A 16,299-nucleotide genomic window follows, 5' to 3' on the forward strand; every position below is an offset into this window, starting at 1 on the left:
TGTGATAAAGATGTAGTGGTTTCGCTACGGTCTGGTAAAGGTAACAGGTGCTAAAATCACGAATTGTTTACCACTATAGCAGTTCTCAACTATCTGACTCCCCATCTCCTCATTTTTCTACGCTTCTTACACCCCCAATTCCCTCTTCCCTGCTCCCTACTCCCTACTCCCTACTCCCTACTCCCTGTTCCCTGTTCCCTTTACTATATTATGGTAACTTTTTCCCTTCTATAATTGTGGCGTAAACAGAAGCAAGGTTTTGCGCGATCGCACTCCAAGAATACCGAGAACTTACTAATTGTTTTCCATTCTCTCCTAATTGATTGCGTAAGTCTGGAGAAGCAAGTAATTGTGCAATTGCATTACTTAGAGCATCTACTTCTCCCTCTACTACCAATCCAGCTTTGGCTTGGGCTATTTCTGGGGCAATTTGCACTCCTGGAGTAATAATTACTGGTAATCCTGCTGCCATTGCCTCTACTATTGCGATGCCAAAGTTTTCTGAAAACGTTGGTAGCACAAACATGTTTGAGCCTTGTAAAACAAGTTCCTTATCTATTCCAGTGATAAAACCAGTAAAGGTGGTACGAGAGGTCAGGCCACTGGATGCTACTAAATTTTTCAGTTGGTTTTCATAATCTGACTCACCTGAACCGGCAAATATCAGATGAAAGTCTAAGTTTTGAGTTGCCAGTTTATTAAGGGCTTGTATCAGTAAATCGGGACGCTTTTTATAGTGGAGGCGAGATAAAAAAAGTATGATCGGGCTTTGTGCTGGTATATTATAGATGTGGCGTAGTTTTTGCTTTGCTTCAGGCAAATTAACAGGTTGGTTTACTCCTAACGGTAAAGTTATAGTAGGAGTCTGAATACGAAAGTTACCAACATCTTCTGCTTCACCAGCAGAAGTGCAATGAATCGCTGCTGCCCGATTCAGATTGTGTCGTTCAATTAGTGATGTGTATAGTTGTTTTTTCAGACGACTTTGAGCTAAAGCCCAAGGGGTGAGTTGACCAATTGTTCTTACTATATAAGGAATTCCCTGACGACGGGCAATTAAACCGGCACAAGTGGAGGGATAAGAAAATAAATAATGGGTATGAATAATATCGTAATCTCGGATATGTTGCCATAGCCAGCGAGTTAAGGCGGCAGAAAAAATGAACTCTTTTAATGGCGGCGAAAAACGCGGTAAAAACCAAACTGGAACCCCTTGATATTCAGTTCGTTCATAAAGAGTTACATCAAGTAAATCAAAACCATTATCATTGGTGGTGGCAATTTCAGTATCAATGCCTGATTCACGCAGTGCTTTAACCATCCCCAAAGCTGCATGACTCGGACCACCCCGCACTGGTCCGATGGAGGGAATTACATGAATAATTTTCATATTTTTAGAACGATACCTGGCTAAATTGCCAATTCAACAGTGGACAATATCTGGAAATGTAGATAATAAAAACGATAAAGTTTTTAACGTTTAATTAAGCCCACCTACTTATTTAATTAACAATAATTTCGCGCATACTGCTTCTTTCCACTGCTCCCTGCTCCCTGCTCCCTGCTCCCTTCGTCAAAGTGTTAATTTAGCATAACAAGTACGGAAGAGCCTCAAATCTAGGGCGATAATCTCCATTTTTGATAGCATTTACGTCTAACCGCCAACATTAGAATCATCCAAAATAAGAAAGAGAAGATATTTCCGGCTGAATAGATCGCGGGTTCAAAAATACAAATAATTAAACCACTGGCTAGAGATGCGACTAGAGTTACTAGTTCATAATTGCGCCAATATTTGACACAGCAATACACTACAAATGCCCACAATAAACCAAAAAAACAATAGGTGAAAGGCCAGCCAATTTGAACTGCAAGGCCATAATAACTGCTCATGACTCCATGACCACGTAACTGGAGATCAGTCAAGACGATGCCATAATGTTCATGGATCAGGGTCTCTGTACCAAAGCCGTGGCCAAAGTCAGGGCGGTGAGCGATATAGGTCTTGGCTAGATCCCAAAAATAGGTGCGGTTGGATGCTGTTGTTAAGGTACTTTCTCGTACAATATTTTCGGTAAAAAAGTCGGTTTGAATAAAAAATGCTAAACCAGACATAGCAAGTAAAGAAATTGCGATGGCCTGGTTAGGCCGTTTAGCCAGCAGGGATATCAGAATTGCTACCATGGCAACAGCTATCCCTAGCATGGGACTGCGGCTACCACAGGCGACAAGATTAAGGGAAAATATAATCACTATCGCCACAAATAGTCTTTCACGAGTACGTAGCCACTGGGCGGCAGCCAAGGGGATCGCTAGACCCAAGATCAGACCAATATTATTTGGATTGTGAAAAAAACCCCGAAACCGACCAGCTAACCATACATTTGGTAGCAAAAACATTGATAATAGATTTATAGTAAAAATAATTCCTAAAGCCTGCAACAGTTTATGAATCAGCAGTTGTTCTGAAAAATGATCGGCATAGTCCCATAGAACCCAAAACGAGCATCCATACAATAAAATTATACTGATCGATTTTTGAGCTGTTAACCAAGGCTGAATTGTCCAAGTTTCAGAAATTAAAAAGAGTAAGAGAAAAGCAATAATAACTCGATCCGCCCAGGTCAAAATTTTGTATTTATGTCCAGCTCTTCTAAATCCAGATTTAGCGGCAAGCCCACAACCAATAATTAAAATAGCCCATCGTAGAAGTTTGCCAATTGTAGCTATCTGCCCAAATTGTGTTGTTGCCAGCAAGAATGGCAACATGTAAAAAATCGGAAAATGCTTTAAAAAGAACCTAACCATACAGCGGTTTTCAATTCAGTTAGAAAGTTATGGGTTGTTAGGGAGCAGGGACTTCGGAGCAGGGACTTCGGAGCAGGGAGCAGGGACTTCGGAGCAGGGAGCAGGGACTTCGGAGCAGGGACTTCGGAGCAGGTTGCTTTTCACTTCTCCCTGCTCCGAACGCGCCCCGCGTGGCCTACGGCCTCAGTCCCTGCTCCCTAAACACCCAAAAATTTGTACCTAATTGAATTGCAAACCGCTGTATGTAAAGTTGCTAAAAGTCTCTCTGCTCCCTGCTCCCTACTCCCTGCTCCCTATTTCAACAGTTAATTTTACTTTTGTCCGACTACTTAGCTGCTGCAAGCCCTCTAATAAGGTCTTTGTCCAGCGTTGTGGTGTATATTGCTTGGAAAGTTCATAACTAGCTTGGCCGTATGCTAAGCGTTGCTCAGGTTTGAGTAAATGCATTGCTTTGAGTGCCTGAGTTAGTCCCATGATGGAGCCATGTGGAAACCTAAAACCATTATGGTACGAGCGTAAAAGATGCACGCCTGCACCACAGGCATCAGAGAGAATCAGGGGTAAACCACTGGCGGCAGCTTCTTGGACAACAACGCCCCAGGGTTCAGAACGACTAGGCAACACAAAGGCCGACGCACCTTGCATCAGGGCTGGAAGATCCTTGGGTTGCACAAACCCTTTATCCTTTGCACCAGCGCTAATCAGCCTATCACCTAATGGTCCTGAACCCGCACAGACTAGTAACCAGGGTTCTTGTACTTGTTCGCAATAGGCTTGATATGCGGCAGCGAGGGTATCGAGTCCTTTTTCTGGTACATAGCGCCCAACATACAAGAAATAGGGGTGCTGTTGAGATGTTGTACATTTTGGTTGAGTAGCAAAGGCATTCCAATCACAGGCATAGTAGCCGTCCCAACAGCGATCGCCATCAAACCCTAACCCTTGAGCCAGATAACGCTGACGCTCTCCGGTGACCCAAAGTATATCTATGAATTTTTGTACATGAAAGGGGGCAATGCACGAAGCAATGTGCTGACGCCATGAACCCTTCCATTGAGTATCACAACCTGCAATGATCGGAATGCCTTGAGATTTTAAGCGCCGACAAATACCAACATAGCCTTTGTCTTTCCAGCCGCTGGTTAATACGGCAGATGGAGAAAACGCTAATAACTGATTTAAGATAGCTTTGTTGCTGTACTCATATCGGTTGAATACCTTGCCCAAGTCGGCAAATGCCCTTGAATCAAAAGGTGCATTAGGCTGGTTAGGCCAGGCATATATCAATAGCTCTGCACCAGTTTGCTGTTTGAATTCACGCAGGCAAGCGACAAAATAGGGCGAGAGTCTAGTTTGGAGAATGGCAAGTTTCATCAAAATTAAATATTAAATTTTAAAAGTGTAACTTTAGCCCTTGGAATAGTAATTTTTAAATTATAAATATATTTTAACTAGATCACACTTTCTATTGTCGCTATAGTCTTTTTAATCACTTTATCCCAAGTAAAATGCTCTCTAACTATAGATTGGCTTTTTATTTTTTTGTTTGTTAGCTCTTCATCAGAAGCATGAATAGCATTAATTAAAGCCTCACGAAGCTGATGGGTACTACCTGGACTAATCAACCAACCATTTTGTTCGGAAACCATCTCACTTACAGCACCAACATCTGTAGCAATTACAGCGAGTCCAGAAGCCATTGCTTCCAGAATAACAGTGGGCATACCTTCCGAATGGCTCGGACAGACAAGTACATCACATTGTTGAAAAATTGATTGAAGCTTTTCGACATCTTTAATTAAGCCCCAATATGTTACGCGAGGAGACTTTATTTGTAAGTATTCTGGTATTGATCCTACGAAATTAAATTCAAATTCAAATTCTGGAAGTAATTTATTAATAACAATATAGAGTTCTTCTATACCTTTTCGGCGCTCGTAACGACCAACAAATAAAAATTTTATTGGTCTATATATTGGCTTAACAATTGGAGATATCCAAGTATTTTCAATGCCATTAGCTATTTGATTGATTTTATTTGAATTTATACCGATGGAATAAATAATATTAGATAAGTTCCCACCTAATGATAAGCATATATCAGCACTATTTAAATTATTAATAACAAATGGGCGAAACATAAATCGCTCAAACTTTTCTCGGAGTGTTAATGATTTTTGAAACATCTCTAATCCGTGAAAATTAACTCCAATAGGTGGAGTGTTTAAGCCATTTTTATGAGCTTGAAGTAACTTCCATCCACTAAATCCCTGAATGTAAATAAAATCAAAACTATTGATATTATCGATAGCATTGAAAATATTCTTTGAATAAAGATAACAAGCTATCAAATAATGCCCAGGAATTTTTTTTAATTTAGGAAAATCAACTGTTATGAGTTGAATATATTGATACTCTTCGTCGCTAAATAACTTTTGAAGACCTGTATGTTCAGTATTACTTAGATAATGATATACAGTAACATATATGCTATTTTTTGCCAGATATTTAGCTAAATAGTAAGAATGCTTTTGCATTCCCCCAATTACATAGGGGTAGATGCCATTAGTAAGGAGAGCGATTTTCATTTATATTTTTTTAATGACAAAATCAAAACCATTAGATTGTCTTAAACATTGAAGTTTATAGTAATTGACAGACATTATAATTGCTTCATTATGAGATGTTTTACGAACTAGTCGTAATCCAAAATAAGCAAAAATTGATTTTAATGCAATTAGTGTTCTTATTGTTATTGCGATTAAACCACGTAAAAACTTAATGTTGACAGGATAAAATAGGACGGCAAGATGATAGTCGATCCCGAACCTACCTCCGCCACTAATTTTATCCAATTTCATTCCATTAATTTTAGAGAAATGTTCTAGTGCCTTAAAAGATAAATGTGAATATGATATTTCATGAAAACATTCCATGAATGCCACATATCCCACAAATAGCCCATTAGGCTTTAAAACTCTAGAAACTTCCTCAAATGCCTTTGATACATTGGGAACATGCTCAAGTACTGCATCCATCACAGCTATGTCAAATGATTCATCTTCAAATGGTAAGTTTTCTACATCACCTACAACTGTATGTGCCCCACCCTCAAAAGGTTCTACACCTACCCATGTTCCACCAGCATCTTCAACAATTTTCTTGTTTGCTCCGAAACCACAACCAATGTCAACTACTTTTTTATTTTTTACTAAATCAATCAAGTTATAAATTTTTTGATTGATAAATATTTCACAATCAGGTAATTGATCTTTTAGTGAAAGACCCCGAACTCCTTTACCCATATATATTCACCTGAGAAATTATAAATTAATCAAAATTTACTTATAAGTTAATAAATATCAACAAATCAAAAACTTAGTTAATTTTGTAAAGCCTCGGATTTTCCAAAAACCAGCATTAAGGATAAATTTGTATGTTTCTAGCAAAGTTTTTGAACTACCATCAAAAATCAACGAACTAATAAAGGAATTTTGAAGTGCTTCTTGCAACTCATATTTATGAGTATCATTCATAAAACCTTTTGATGCTTCAATTGCAAAACGATACATGATTGATAATGTAGTACCTCGCAAGCAACGGATATATCGTCTTTTTAAATTTTCTTCGTAGTTTGAAGATTGAATTAAACGATATACAGACTGCTGAAAAATAGTAGTTCCTGTTACATATTTTTTGCCTAAATCATAAGCATTAAAATTATTTTTTTCTAGTGAAATACGGTAAAAAAAGTCAGGGCATTCATCCTCAATAACAAAATATTTTAGGCCAAATAATAAAGCCCGTGTATGCAAATCCACATCTTGAAGACGAGGCAAGTCTTCATCAAAACCATTAATTTTATGAAGACTATCTTTTGACCAAAGAACAGAAGTTAAGTTCCAAGGCAAATCGTGTCTGAGAAAAGATTCAAGATGATATTTAGAATTTTTTGGTCGCCATACATCTTTCTTATCTCCAACTTTATATAAGAAAGTCCCTCCGGTAAAAACATTAAAGTCTAGTTTGTTTCTTTGAATATGATTTAGGCGGTTTTCAATACAATGAGGTGCTAAAACATCATCCGAATCCAAAAACAATATATAGTCAAATTTTGAGGCTTTCCACCCGATGTTGCGAGCTGCATTAGCTCCTCTTTTCTCTTTTTTAGTATGCTCTATACAAATTCGCCGATCTTGACTCGCTAGCTCTGAGGAGATTTGTAGTGAGTTATCAGTAGAGCCATCATCGACAAAAATCACTTCCCAATCAGCACAGCTTTGATTTATTACTGATTTGATAGTCTGTGTGATAAACGGTGCTTTGTTGTAGTTAGCTATAACAATAGAGATCATTAGGCTACGCTTTTACAAGATTTTCATGGTCTTCACGATAAAAACCGCGTGTGTCAACTACTAAATCGCTATTTTCTAAAATTAGCTCATAATTAAATGCGTCATGCTCCGTTGCTAAAATAACGCAATCCATTTGTGATAAAATATCAGCCTTGATTTCAACTGATTCAAGTTCAAAATGGTATCGCCGTTTTTTAGGAAAAACAGGTACATGAGGGTCAGAATAGGAAATAATTGCTCCTTTTGCTTGCAGAAGTTCCATTAATTCCACAGCGGGAGACTCTCGTGAATCGTCAACGTTCTTTTTATAAGCAATCCCGAGAATTAGGATTTTAGAACCTTTAACAGCCTTACCTCGCTCATTAAGAGCATCCATCACTTTGTTAACTACCCATTCTGGCATTGCTGTATTTACCTCACCTGCAAGCTCAATAAAGCGAGTGTGAACACCATATTCACGAGCTTTCCAAGTTAGGTAAAACGGGTCGATGGGAATGCAGTGACCGCCAAGACCGGGACCGGGATAAAAAGGTGTGAAGCCAAAAGGTTTTGTGGCCGCAGCATCAATTACTTCCCAGATATTAATCCCCATGCGGTCAGTTACGGTTTTCAACTCGTTTACCAAACCAATATTGACAGCACGATAGATATTTTCTAGAAGCTTCGTCATTTCCGCTGCTTGAGTAGAACTGACGGGAACAACTTTCTCTACCACTTGACTGTATAGAGTTACGCCTAATTCCAAACAGGAAGATGTTGAGCCACCCACAATTTTTGGAATATTATGAGTGGTAAAATTCTTGTTACCAGGGTCTTCTCGCTCTGGAGAATAAACTAAGAAAATATCCTCACCAATTGTTAATCCCTTACTTTCTAGCCTTGGTCTAATTTCTTCTTCCGTTGTCCCTGGATAGGTGGTACTTTCCAAACTCAGAAGTTGTCCCCTGCGTAAATGAGGAGTTAGGGAATTAATTGTATTAATCACAAAGGAAAGGTCTGGTTCGTGATGAGTTCCCAGAGGAGTAGGAACACACAGAATTAGTGCATCAGCTTCTCTGACACGAGTAAAATCATCCGTAGCCAATAAGCGACCCGTCTGATGTGCAGAGGCTACTCTATCAGTACCGATGTGCTTGATATAGCTCTGACCATTATTGAGTTGCTCAATTTTTTTCGTGTCAATATCAAAGCCGAGGACATTAAATCCAGACTCTACGAAGCGCAGCATTAAGGGTAAGCCGACATAGCCTAAACCCACAATGCCAATAATTGCTTGTTTGGATTGAATAGTTTCGAGTAGTTTGGTATTTAACATAATTGATGAAGTGTTTTTATTGGTAACTAGTTACGACGATTTGCATAACTATCAGGTACACAGGATTGTTTTTCCTCTTACCTCTTCCCTGCTCCCTGCTCCCTGCTCCCTGCTCCCTAAAAACCGAGAATTTTGTACTTAACTGAATTGCAAACCGCTGTAACTGCTAATTGACTGGTAAATATTTGCTAGTCTTACACCCTGTTGGCGAGCGTCATATTCTTGTTCCACATATCCACGCCCAGCCTCAAGCATTTTGCTCCATTGGTCGGGATGATTAATCAACCACTTAAGATGACTAACCAATCCATCCACATCCCGTTCTAGTGCTAACAAACTTCGCACACTGTTCTTGGTTACTTCTGGGATATCACAGTGCTTGGTACTTACAACTGGCATTCCCGTAGCAATCATTTCAATAATTGCTACAGGTGCGCCACCTTCTGTATCACCATCATTTGATGTGACACTAGGTGAGATAAAGACATGATGCTTGTAAGCTTCTTCTAATAGGACTGCATGGGGTTGATAACCTAACATACGAACCTTTGACTGAAGGTTGTATTTTTCGATAACTGTGAGAATTGTTTGTTTTTCTGCCTGACTTCTATGATCGGGAGTAGCATCACCAATAATAGTTACTTCCAGAGGAAGTTCATGCTGCAATTGCCCCAAAGCTTCTATGGCATAGGGAATGCCCTTTTTCTCTCGAAAGGAAGCAGCTATAAGTACATGCAAAGGTTCAGAAGGATTCCATGACCGAGGCTTAAAGGGAATCTTTTCAATCGCAATACCTAAATGATGAACTTTAATCTTATGTTCTGGACAACCTAAGTCAGCAATGCACTGAGCCATGTGGGATCCTTCACAAAGAATACAGTCTATATGCTTAAACAAGGTTTGATAGCGCTGAAGCCACTTTGGATATTGCTTAGGCATAAAGTTAACATCGTAACCGTAGAATGTAGCGATATGCTTTAAATTTCCTTGTTTTGCAGCCCTAATATTCAACCAAGCAGTATTACCGAAGTGGGAGTGTAATATATCGGCATTCTGTTTTGCGGCTATTTTAACCAAAAATTGCGAGAAAAATAATTGATATAAGTAGCTCCACCCTTTCAGTTTAATTATTTTTTTATCTAGATTATTAAACCTTGGCAGTAATTCTGATAAACAATGGATATTAGGTAAATCAAATTGCTCCAAATTACTTGTAGTTTTGCAGATAATATGATTTTCAATTTCTTCTGGCAAATGGCGAATCTGGTTATACAGCCAGTTTTCTGTTAAAGGGAGCCAGTTATCATTACTGTGAAGCACAGTTATATTTTTCTGATTTAATGCCTGATTTATCATCTCTTGACTCCTAATGTAGCCAATAATTCCTGCATCTGCTCTCGGTTGATAAACCAACTAGCCAACAAGTAAGTAATCAATCCTGTAGGCACCAGTATCCCTAATACCCAAGCACTGGCTAGACTTGTGGGCAAAATCAATATCTTTAAACTCATTAGCACCCCAAGCATTAATAAGCTTGCCAAAAAGGGTCGCCAAAGCACTGCTATCAAGTCATTGACTCGTAAATCTATGAGGCGAAAAGGAATGGCAAAATTTGGATAGGTGAGGAGAAAAGAAGCAGTTGCATAGGCCGTAGCCACCCCAACTATGCCCCATTGCAAACCAATTATAATTGCAAGGGTAACGAATGTTCCCGAACCAACACCCCACCGAAGCATCCAATCTGTACGACCTTTGGAAGTATAGATTGTACCGACTGTTGTTACTATAGATTGAGTCATTCCTATAGGAGCGAGAATCATCAGTAACACAATTACAGGCTGCCATTGAGCACCAAACAATGTCAGGATAAATGGTTCAGAAATAGCCCACAGACAAATCATGAGCGGAAAAGTAACTACGGCAATCGTGGCAACAACCTTAAGATAAGCGCGGCTAAATCTGGCATTGTCGTTTTGCACCTGAGCAAAAGCCGGAAACATTACCTTCCCAAGTACTCCAGAAATATTCTGCAAGGGGTAAAGCATAAGGCGATAGGCCAAGGTGTAATATCCTAATGACTCAGAGCCTAAAAATTTTCCGATTAAAATATAGTCTGCATTTCTCGCAAAGTAGTTAAATATATTAAACCCAGTTAAGTTCAAACTATAACGGCCAACCTGTCTCACCTCGTTCCAGGAAAAAACTAACTTTGGTTTCCAAGCAGTTGTTATCCAAAGTAAAACAGTTGTTACTGTTGTTACTGTTAATGATTGATAAACTAAGCTCCATACTCCAAAGCCTAGGAATGCTGAAACAATACCAATCGCAGAACCATTAAAAACTGCAAAAATTTCTATATTTGCTAATTTATTGAATGCTAACTTTTTTTGTAAAATGGCGTTTTGTAAAATGCTGATACTGGAAATAAAAAATGCACAGGAAAGAACCATTAGCACTGGAGCAATTCTTGGTTCCTCATAAAACTTAGCGACTAAGGGGGAAATTACAAAAATAATAATTGTTCCCAGGAGACCGAAGCCTACATTAATCCAAAAAATGCTATGGACAAGAGATTCAGAAAGATGCTTTTTTTGGATTACTGCTGCTGATGTACCTAAGTCCTTAAAAAGTCCTACAAATCCAATCACAATGGTTGCCATACCCAGCAAGCCAAAATCATCAGGGGAGAGCAAGCGACCAAGAATAGCTGTAGTGGCGAACTGCATCACTTGTCGCCCAATTTGTGAAACTGTAGACCATTTAATACCAGATTTTGCTTGCTTTTTTAAAGACATTATGGCTTCTTACCTAAAACAGTATAACTTGCTGTTTCCTGAGGGTGTTTATCGTATCTATCCAAAATTGGTGAAATAATTTGTCCTATCCACCAAATTGGAATCCAAAAATATTTTATAAAACTAGGAGCAAAGCGCACTGTATGGTAATTGATTTTAAGAATAAGCATTTGCCAAAATCCTGTATTATCTTTTATTTATATATCGACAAACCCACTCTTATTAAGTAAATATTCCAATCCATATTTTGTGTAACGAAAGTAGTCATGTGGTTCTTCATGGACGTGCCACATAAATGGCACAGTTATAAAAATTATTCCTCCAGATTTGAGAATTCTGTAACATTCAGACAAAAAAAAGTTTGGTTATGGTAAATGCTCTAATACTTGAAAAGATGTAACTGTATCAGCGTAATCGCTATCAAAAGGAAGCGTTTCACAAATATTGGCAAAAATATCTACATTACTTTGATTGTGGAGGCTATTTTCCCAATCAACACCGATATACTTTTCAGCCGTATTAAGTATATAGTCTTTATAAGGTGATGTTCCACAACCTAGATCGATAACTACACCTTTATATGGTAAAGATTTGGCAATTTTTTGATTAATGTTATGAATTAAAAAATTATGGTTATTCATACCAATTGCTTTTTATTTTTTGAGAAGGTATACCCACATATATAGAGTTTGCTTCAAGTTCACCTTTTACCACTGCCCCTGCTCCAACTACTACATTTTCATTAATAATACTTCCTGGAAGGATAGTACAATTTGCACCAATAAAAACATTATCTTTAATCACTATATCTTTAGTTATTCTTTCTTCAGTTATTTTTTTACCAAAATGATAGTGATTTGAGTAAGCAATAATTTTACTTCCCGGTCCGATAGCAACATCGTTACCAATCACAATATTTCCATAGCAAACATTGACATAGCAGTAAGAAGCTAAATGAGAGTTATTTCCAATTTTAAAAATGCCATTGGTATTTAAAATATAACAAGAATGATAAAGACAGCTTTTATGACCAGCTTTAAAGTTATTCTTGTTTGTAATAAACACATCAGTATCTATCAAACAATCAGTTTTATATATTTTACTTCTTATACAAGAAGCTAATCTAGAATGATTGCTCCTGATAAACCCAAAAAAAAAGCCCCATATAAAATCTAACAATAAACTTATATTTAGTATTTTTTTGATTAAATTAAACATGGGAAATTTATACAACCACTAACTGCCTTGTCTGCATTTACAAATCCTTCAACATTCTGTGAAGGATGAATATTACTGACAAACCAAACACCAAGACTGACACCTAGTTCCTTATATGCCCAAAACCTATTTTGTTTCTTTTCTGGTTCCACTAAAACTGGATATCGTAGATAAACTGGAATTGAATCTTCAATTACGACTGGCTTTCTGTAACCATGTTCTTCACACCAGATATCCCAGTGCTTGGCAGTTTCTCTTCTACAATTGTTGTAATAATCAATCTTTTTTAGTTGATTCAAACCAATGGCAGCAATCGGTGCTGTCATTTTACAACCATAATGTTTAGGACAGATACCTTTTTCTTCTTCAGAGGTTGTGGAGATTAGACGTTTATATCCATATAGTAGATTAAAAATATCTCCTAACCACCATCGTTGTGGATGTTTAAACTGATAAAAGTTTAAGATGATATTGTGTAACTGTTTATCAATCCAATCTAAATCTGGGTAAGCTGCTTGCTTGTAATATTCTTCTATCCGCTTCGCTAATTCCGGATCATTCGTAGTCGCAATACCCCCTTGAATAGTATTAAAAACTTTGGATTGTTCGCTACTGTAAAATGCTGTGTCTCCTAAATTACCTAATTTTTGCCCTTTATACTCTGCTCCTGTTGCATGAGTGCAGTCTTCAATGACTCTCAAACCATAGCGTTTTGCCAAATCAAGAATAGCCTGGTAGTCTCGGCAAACTAAACCGTAAAGATGATGTAATAAAATGGCACGTGTTTTGGAATTGATCTGACTTTCAACTTTATTTACATCAAGTCCATAGGTGTCAAGTTCAATGTCGCAATAAACTGTTTTAATTCCAGCAAAATGAAAGGAATTAGGAACTACAACACAGGTATAAGCAGGTAAAATCACCTCATCCCCTGGTTGTAAATTTAATCCATAAATACATGCACTAAGAGCTACTCGTCCACCCATAAAAGCAAAAGCATACTTAGAGCCATTCCAGCTTGCAAACTCAGTCTCATATTGGGAAACAACTTTTTCATCTTCCCAGAGGGAAGGATTTGAGAGCAAATTTTTTGCAAGTTCTACATCATCCCAATCCAACGTCATAGACCCAAAAGAAGGACTTGTTAATGGCTGACCTGTTAAAAATTTATGCAGATTCCTTGCTTGATTTTTACCGATACTCAATAAATACTTAATCGTTATCATCGACACAAAATCTTCTTCACTGCCAAAATCACATCTTCAACATCTTCATCACTCAACTTCGCCGACAATGGCAAACTCACGGTCTGCCTTCCAATACCGATGGCATTGGGATAATCTTCTGGTTTCCAGCCAAAGGTCTTTTGATAGTAAGGATGTTCAGGAACACTTAAATAATGTACTCCCACCCCAATATTTTCAGCAGTCATTCCATTCAGAAACCCATCACGGCTAATTCCAGTTTTTTCTTCATCCACCATAACCGTGTACAAATGGTAACCATGGCGGGTGTCTGGTTCCGGTTCTGCTGGTAAGCCAATAGGTAAATTAGCAAAAGCCTGGTTATATCTCTGCCAAATCTCCTGACGACGCTGCCAATAAAGTTCAACTCGCTCTAGCTGATGAATGCCAATCGCCCCCTGAAGGTCCATCATGTTGTATTTGAAGCCGCATTCCACCACTTGATAGTGTTTATAACCTTCATCACCAAAACGCTTCCAAGCATCTTTACTCATGCCGTGTAGCCCTAGTATCTTGATGCGAGCTGCGTCTTCTTCACGGTCAGTCAGTACCAGACCTCCCTCACCCGTGACGATGTTTTTGGTAACATAAAAACTAAAACAGCCAAAATCACCAAATGTGCCTGCTTTGCGACCTTTGTACTCCGTCTCAATGGCGTGGGCACAGTCTTCAATCAGTTTTAATTTATATCGCTGCACAATCTCACAGAGTGCATCCATATTGCAGGGACGACCAGCAAAATGAACAGGTAAAATTGCTCGGGTCTTTGAGGTAATGTTTGCTTCAACCTGCTTAGGATCAATATTCATTGTTAGCGGATCAATATCCACTACCACAGGTGTAGCCCCAGCATGAATAATGGCATTAACAGTGGCACAAAACGTTAGCGGAGTGGTAATTACCTCATCTCCTGGCTTCAATCCCGCTGCTAATATACTCAAATGCAGTGCCGCAGTACAAGAATTCACAGCTACTGCATACTTAGCACCTTTATAGGTCTTGAAATCATTTTCAAATTGGGCAACTTTAGGACCTGTTCCTAACCACCCACTTTTCATACTAGCTACAACTTCTTGAATCTCTGCATTCTCAATAGCTGGAGAACCAAAAACTAGGAAATTATCCTTAGATCTAACTGGAGTTTTCATATAACCTGTCTTTTTGCAAATAACCTGGATATGTTTAAGCTCACCCTCAACTCATCCACAAGGACTAGAAAGCCAAAACTAAATCGCCCCAAAATCCTTAACCCCATAAAAACCAATCCGTTTAGACTGCCTACGGGTAAACTCTCCCACTGAAGAATTCCCATCCGGATCGATCACCCCTGTTACCTGCTGCCATAACTCAGCCGGAGCCAACGATACCTTATACATGCGATCGCCTGTCTTGCACACGTGATACCACTTGGTTTTCTGGCACTCACTACACCAAAAAGCCTCTAGCCATTCTCCTTCGATAGCTACTGTGGTTTTACTCGCTATCAGCATCAAGGCATATTTTTGTTTAACACCACGGGCCTGAAGTTGTCCTGGCCGGTCAGCAAACAACCGATATTTTTGACTAACGCTATCAAGGTAGCAACCATGAATCGGACATAAAATAGCTCGTCGTTTAGAACGCTTCCGGTTGCGTTGACATCGTTTGGTTTGAGGTGTTGATGGTGGCATTAGGGAGTAGGGGGTAGGGTGTAGGGTGTAGGGTGTAGGGTGTAGGGATTAGGGAGTAGGGAGTAGGGAGTAGGGAGTAGGGAGTAGGGAGTAGGGAGCAGGGAGCAGGGAGCAGGGAATTTAGAATTTAGAATGAAGAATTAAGAATTATAGCGTTTATGGCATTTATGAGGTACAATTTCCAACCTCAAAGTCCCCCTTTTTAAGGGGGATTTAGGGGGATCCCTTTGTCCCTCATGGAAAAGATAATTGCTATAAGAATTTAGAATTTAGAGTTTATACCAGTTTTCAAAAGTAGTATCATACTTACAATAAAAAAATAACCATATACATTGGGTTTAGCCATCTTTATTTATGTCATGACTTTTGATTTTTGGTATTAGAATTTAGAATCGGGAGGCAACGGTATAACCGGCATCTTGCCTGTTTCCCAACGGTATAACTGGCATCTTGCCTGTTTCCCAACGGTATAACTGGCATCTTGCCTGTTTCCCAACCGTATAACTGGCATCTTGCCTGTTTCCCAACCGTATAACTGGCATCTTGCCAGTGTCGCCACCGTAGAATAGGCATCTTGCCAGTGTCGCCACCGTAGAATAGGCATCTTGCCTGTTTCATTTTTCCGGCAGCCAGGATGCCCACCCCACTCCTATTCATTCCGCCCCTCAGCAATGCCCTGATATAGCAATACCCATTAAGGTTAGGACATTGATAAAAGGTAAAAAACTTTTGTAGTCAACTTTTGCCTCTTGCCTCTTGCCTCTTGCCTTGCGCGTAGCGCTATAGCTGATAACTGATAGCTGATACGCGACACGCTGATAGCTGATAGCTTACCCTGAAACTCTTCCCCCTACTCCCTACTCCCTACTCCCTACTCCCTACTCCCTACTACCA

The 16,299-nt window shown here is 38.9% G+C and carries 18 protein-coding genes; 3 read left to right on the forward strand and 15 right to left on the reverse strand.

All coding sequences use genetic code 11. The annotated features are described in order from the left end of the window. The first annotated feature begins 47 nt into the window (after window positions 1-47). On the forward strand, window positions 48-245 hold the full coding sequence (locus F6J99_RS27850) for a hypothetical protein (RefSeq protein WP_293117428.1): 198 nt from the start codon (window positions 48-50) through the stop codon (window positions 243-245). Here F6J99_RS27850 and F6J99_RS27855 read toward each other — a convergent pair. The 7 genes from F6J99_RS27855 to F6J99_RS27885 all read right to left on the reverse strand — a co-directional run bounded on the left by F6J99_RS27855 (window position 209) and on the right by F6J99_RS27885 (window position 8,478). Next, a complete protein-coding gene (locus tag F6J99_RS27855) occupies window positions 209-1,390 on the reverse strand; it encodes a glycosyltransferase (protein WP_293117431.1) in 1,182 nt (393 codons plus the stop codon). The genes F6J99_RS27850 and F6J99_RS27855 overlap by 37 nt on opposite strands. 227 nt (window positions 1,391-1,617) lie before the next feature. Further along, window positions 1,618-2,400, reverse strand: a complete 783-nt coding sequence (locus tag F6J99_RS27860) for an O-antigen ligase family protein (protein ID WP_293117434.1) — start codon at window positions 2,398-2,400, stop codon at window positions 1,618-1,620. Between the two features lie 687 nt (window positions 2,401-3,087). Continuing rightward, window positions 3,088-4,182, reverse strand: coding sequence for a glycosyltransferase family 4 protein (locus F6J99_RS27865; RefSeq protein ID WP_293117436.1), 1,095 nt, complete (start codon window positions 4,180-4,182; stop codon window positions 3,088-3,090). 77 nt (window positions 4,183-4,259) lie between these two features. Beyond that, a complete protein-coding gene (locus F6J99_RS27870) occupies window positions 4,260-5,396 on the reverse strand; it encodes a glycosyltransferase family 4 protein (protein ID WP_293117438.1) in 1,137 nt (378 codons plus the stop codon). Beyond that, window positions 5,397-6,113, reverse strand: a complete 717-nt coding sequence (locus tag F6J99_RS27875) for a class I SAM-dependent methyltransferase (RefSeq protein ID WP_293117440.1) — start codon at window positions 6,111-6,113, stop codon at window positions 5,397-5,399. It abuts the gene before it with no gap. A gap of 57 nt (window positions 6,114-6,170) precedes the next feature. Then, the gene (locus F6J99_RS27880) at window positions 6,171-7,163 is read right to left on the reverse strand and encodes a glycosyltransferase family 2 protein (protein WP_293117443.1); all 993 of its coding nucleotides are present in this window, start codon (window positions 7,161-7,163) and stop codon (window positions 6,171-6,173) included. 4 nt (window positions 7,164-7,167) lie between these two features. Further along, on the reverse strand, window positions 7,168-8,478 hold the full coding sequence (locus F6J99_RS27885) for a nucleotide sugar dehydrogenase (protein WP_293117445.1): 1,311 nt from the start codon (window positions 8,476-8,478) through the stop codon (window positions 7,168-7,170). 19 nt (window positions 8,479-8,497) lie between these two features. Between F6J99_RS27885 and F6J99_RS27890 the strand changes: the two genes are divergently transcribed. Beyond that, on the forward strand, window positions 8,498-8,620 hold the full coding sequence (locus F6J99_RS27890) for a hypothetical protein (RefSeq protein ID WP_293117447.1): 123 nt from the start codon (window positions 8,498-8,500) through the stop codon (window positions 8,618-8,620). Here the strand turns inward: F6J99_RS27890 and F6J99_RS27895 are convergent. Together F6J99_RS27895 and F6J99_RS27900 are read right to left on the reverse strand one after the other, a co-directional pair. Beyond that, window positions 8,617-9,834, reverse strand: coding sequence for a glycosyltransferase (locus F6J99_RS27895; protein WP_293117450.1), 1,218 nt, complete (start codon window positions 9,832-9,834; stop codon window positions 8,617-8,619). The two genes, F6J99_RS27890 and F6J99_RS27895, sit on opposite strands and share 4 nt — an antisense overlap. Then, the gene (locus F6J99_RS27900) at window positions 9,831-11,219 is read right to left on the reverse strand and encodes an MOP flippase family protein (RefSeq protein ID WP_293117470.1); all 1,389 of its coding nucleotides are present in this window, start codon (window positions 11,217-11,219) and stop codon (window positions 9,831-9,833) included. The genes F6J99_RS27895 and F6J99_RS27900 overlap by 4 nt, the downstream gene beginning before the upstream one ends. Here F6J99_RS27900 and F6J99_RS27905 point away from each other — a divergent pair. After that, window positions 11,128-11,352 (forward strand): hypothetical protein, encoded by a 225-nt coding sequence (locus F6J99_RS27905; protein ID WP_293117473.1) that lies wholly within the window; start codon window positions 11,128-11,130, stop codon window positions 11,350-11,352. The two genes, F6J99_RS27900 and F6J99_RS27905, sit on opposite strands and share 92 nt — an antisense overlap. A gap of 286 nt (window positions 11,353-11,638) precedes the next feature. On the opposite strand, the gene F6J99_RS27910 is transcribed toward F6J99_RS27905, so the two are convergent. The 6 genes from F6J99_RS27910 to F6J99_RS27935 form a co-directional block, all read right to left on the reverse strand. Beyond that, the gene (locus tag F6J99_RS27910; protein WP_293117453.1) at window positions 11,639-11,914 is read right to left on the reverse strand and encodes a methyltransferase domain-containing protein; all 276 of its coding nucleotides are present in this window, start codon (window positions 11,912-11,914) and stop codon (window positions 11,639-11,641) included. Further along, window positions 11,907-12,491, reverse strand: coding sequence for a hypothetical protein (locus tag F6J99_RS27915; RefSeq protein WP_293117456.1), 585 nt, complete (start codon window positions 12,489-12,491; stop codon window positions 11,907-11,909). Before F6J99_RS27915 ends, F6J99_RS27910 begins: the two co-directional genes overlap by 8 nt. Next, entirely contained in the window at window positions 12,479-13,696 is a 1,218-nt protein-coding gene (locus F6J99_RS27920) for an aminotransferase class I/II-fold pyridoxal phosphate-dependent enzyme (RefSeq protein ID WP_293117459.1), read from the reverse strand. Before F6J99_RS27920 ends, F6J99_RS27915 begins: the two co-directional genes overlap by 13 nt. A 17-nt stretch (window positions 13,697-13,713) precedes the next feature. Continuing rightward, window positions 13,714-14,883 carry a DegT/DnrJ/EryC1/StrS family aminotransferase gene (locus tag F6J99_RS27925; protein ID WP_293117462.1) on the reverse strand — a complete coding sequence of 390 codons (1,170 nt, stop codon included), beginning with the start codon at window positions 14,881-14,883 and terminating at the stop codon, window positions 13,714-13,716. Between the two features lie 78 nt (window positions 14,884-14,961). Continuing rightward, a complete protein-coding gene (locus tag F6J99_RS27930) occupies window positions 14,962-15,405 on the reverse strand; it encodes a hypothetical protein (protein ID WP_293117465.1) in 444 nt (147 codons plus the stop codon). Window positions 15,406-15,784: 379 nt separating this feature from the next. Beyond that, window positions 15,785-16,009, reverse strand: a complete 225-nt coding sequence (locus F6J99_RS27935) for a hypothetical protein (RefSeq protein WP_293117467.1) — start codon at window positions 16,007-16,009, stop codon at window positions 15,785-15,787. Window positions 16,010-16,299: the final 290 nt, after the last annotated feature.

This window comes from Moorena sp. SIO4G3 (genome assembly GCF_010692305.1).
Classification (GTDB): domain Bacteria; phylum Cyanobacteriota; class Cyanobacteriia; order Cyanobacteriales; family Coleofasciculaceae; genus Moorena; species Moorena producens_A.

What these genes read in the sequence shown, in the direction of transcription:
- F6J99_RS27895 (WP_293117450.1), bottom strand. Translation starts at nt 9,834, where the DNA reads ATGATAAATCAGGCATTAAATCAGAAAAATATAACTGTGCTTCACAGT.
- F6J99_RS27930 (WP_293117465.1), bottom strand. Translation starts at nt 15,405, where the DNA reads ATGCCACCATCAACACCTCAAACCAAACGATGTCAACGCAACCGGAAG.
- F6J99_RS27870 (WP_293117438.1), bottom strand. Translation starts at nt 5,396, where the DNA reads ATGAAAATCGCTCTCCTTACTAATGGCATCTACCCCTATGTAATTGGG.
- F6J99_RS27855 (WP_293117431.1), bottom strand. Translation starts at nt 1,390, where the DNA reads ATGAAAATTATTCATGTAATTCCCTCCATCGGACCAGTGCGGGGTGGT.
- F6J99_RS27875 (WP_293117440.1), bottom strand. Translation starts at nt 6,113, where the DNA reads ATGGGTAAAGGAGTTCGGGGTCTTTCACTAAAAGATCAATTACCTGAT.
- F6J99_RS27910 (WP_293117453.1), bottom strand. Translation starts at nt 11,914, where the DNA reads ATGAATAACCATAATTTTTTAATTCATAACATTAATCAAAAAATTGCC.
- F6J99_RS27935 (WP_293117467.1), bottom strand. Translation starts at nt 16,009, where the DNA reads ATGCCTATTCTACGGTGGCGACACTGGCAAGATGCCTATTCTACGGTG.
- F6J99_RS27915 (WP_293117456.1), bottom strand. Translation starts at nt 12,491, where the DNA reads ATGTTTAATTTAATCAAAAAAATACTAAATATAAGTTTATTGTTAGAT.
- F6J99_RS27865 (WP_293117436.1), bottom strand. Translation starts at nt 4,182, where the DNA reads ATGAAACTTGCCATTCTCCAAACTAGACTCTCGCCCTATTTTGTCGCT.
- F6J99_RS27905 (WP_293117473.1), top strand. Translation starts at nt 11,128, where the DNA reads ATGGTTGCCATACCCAGCAAGCCAAAATCATCAGGGGAGAGCAAGCGA.
- F6J99_RS27860 (WP_293117434.1), bottom strand. Translation starts at nt 2,400, where the DNA reads ATGTTTTTGCTACCAAATGTATGGTTAGCTGGTCGGTTTCGGGGTTTT.
- F6J99_RS27880 (WP_293117443.1), bottom strand. Translation starts at nt 7,163, where the DNA reads ATGATCTCTATTGTTATAGCTAACTACAACAAAGCACCGTTTATCACA.
- F6J99_RS27925 (WP_293117462.1), bottom strand. Translation starts at nt 14,883, where the DNA reads ATGAAAACTCCAGTTAGATCTAAGGATAATTTCCTAGTTTTTGGTTCT.
- F6J99_RS27885 (WP_293117445.1), bottom strand. Translation starts at nt 8,478, where the DNA reads ATGTTAAATACCAAACTACTCGAAACTATTCAATCCAAACAAGCAATT.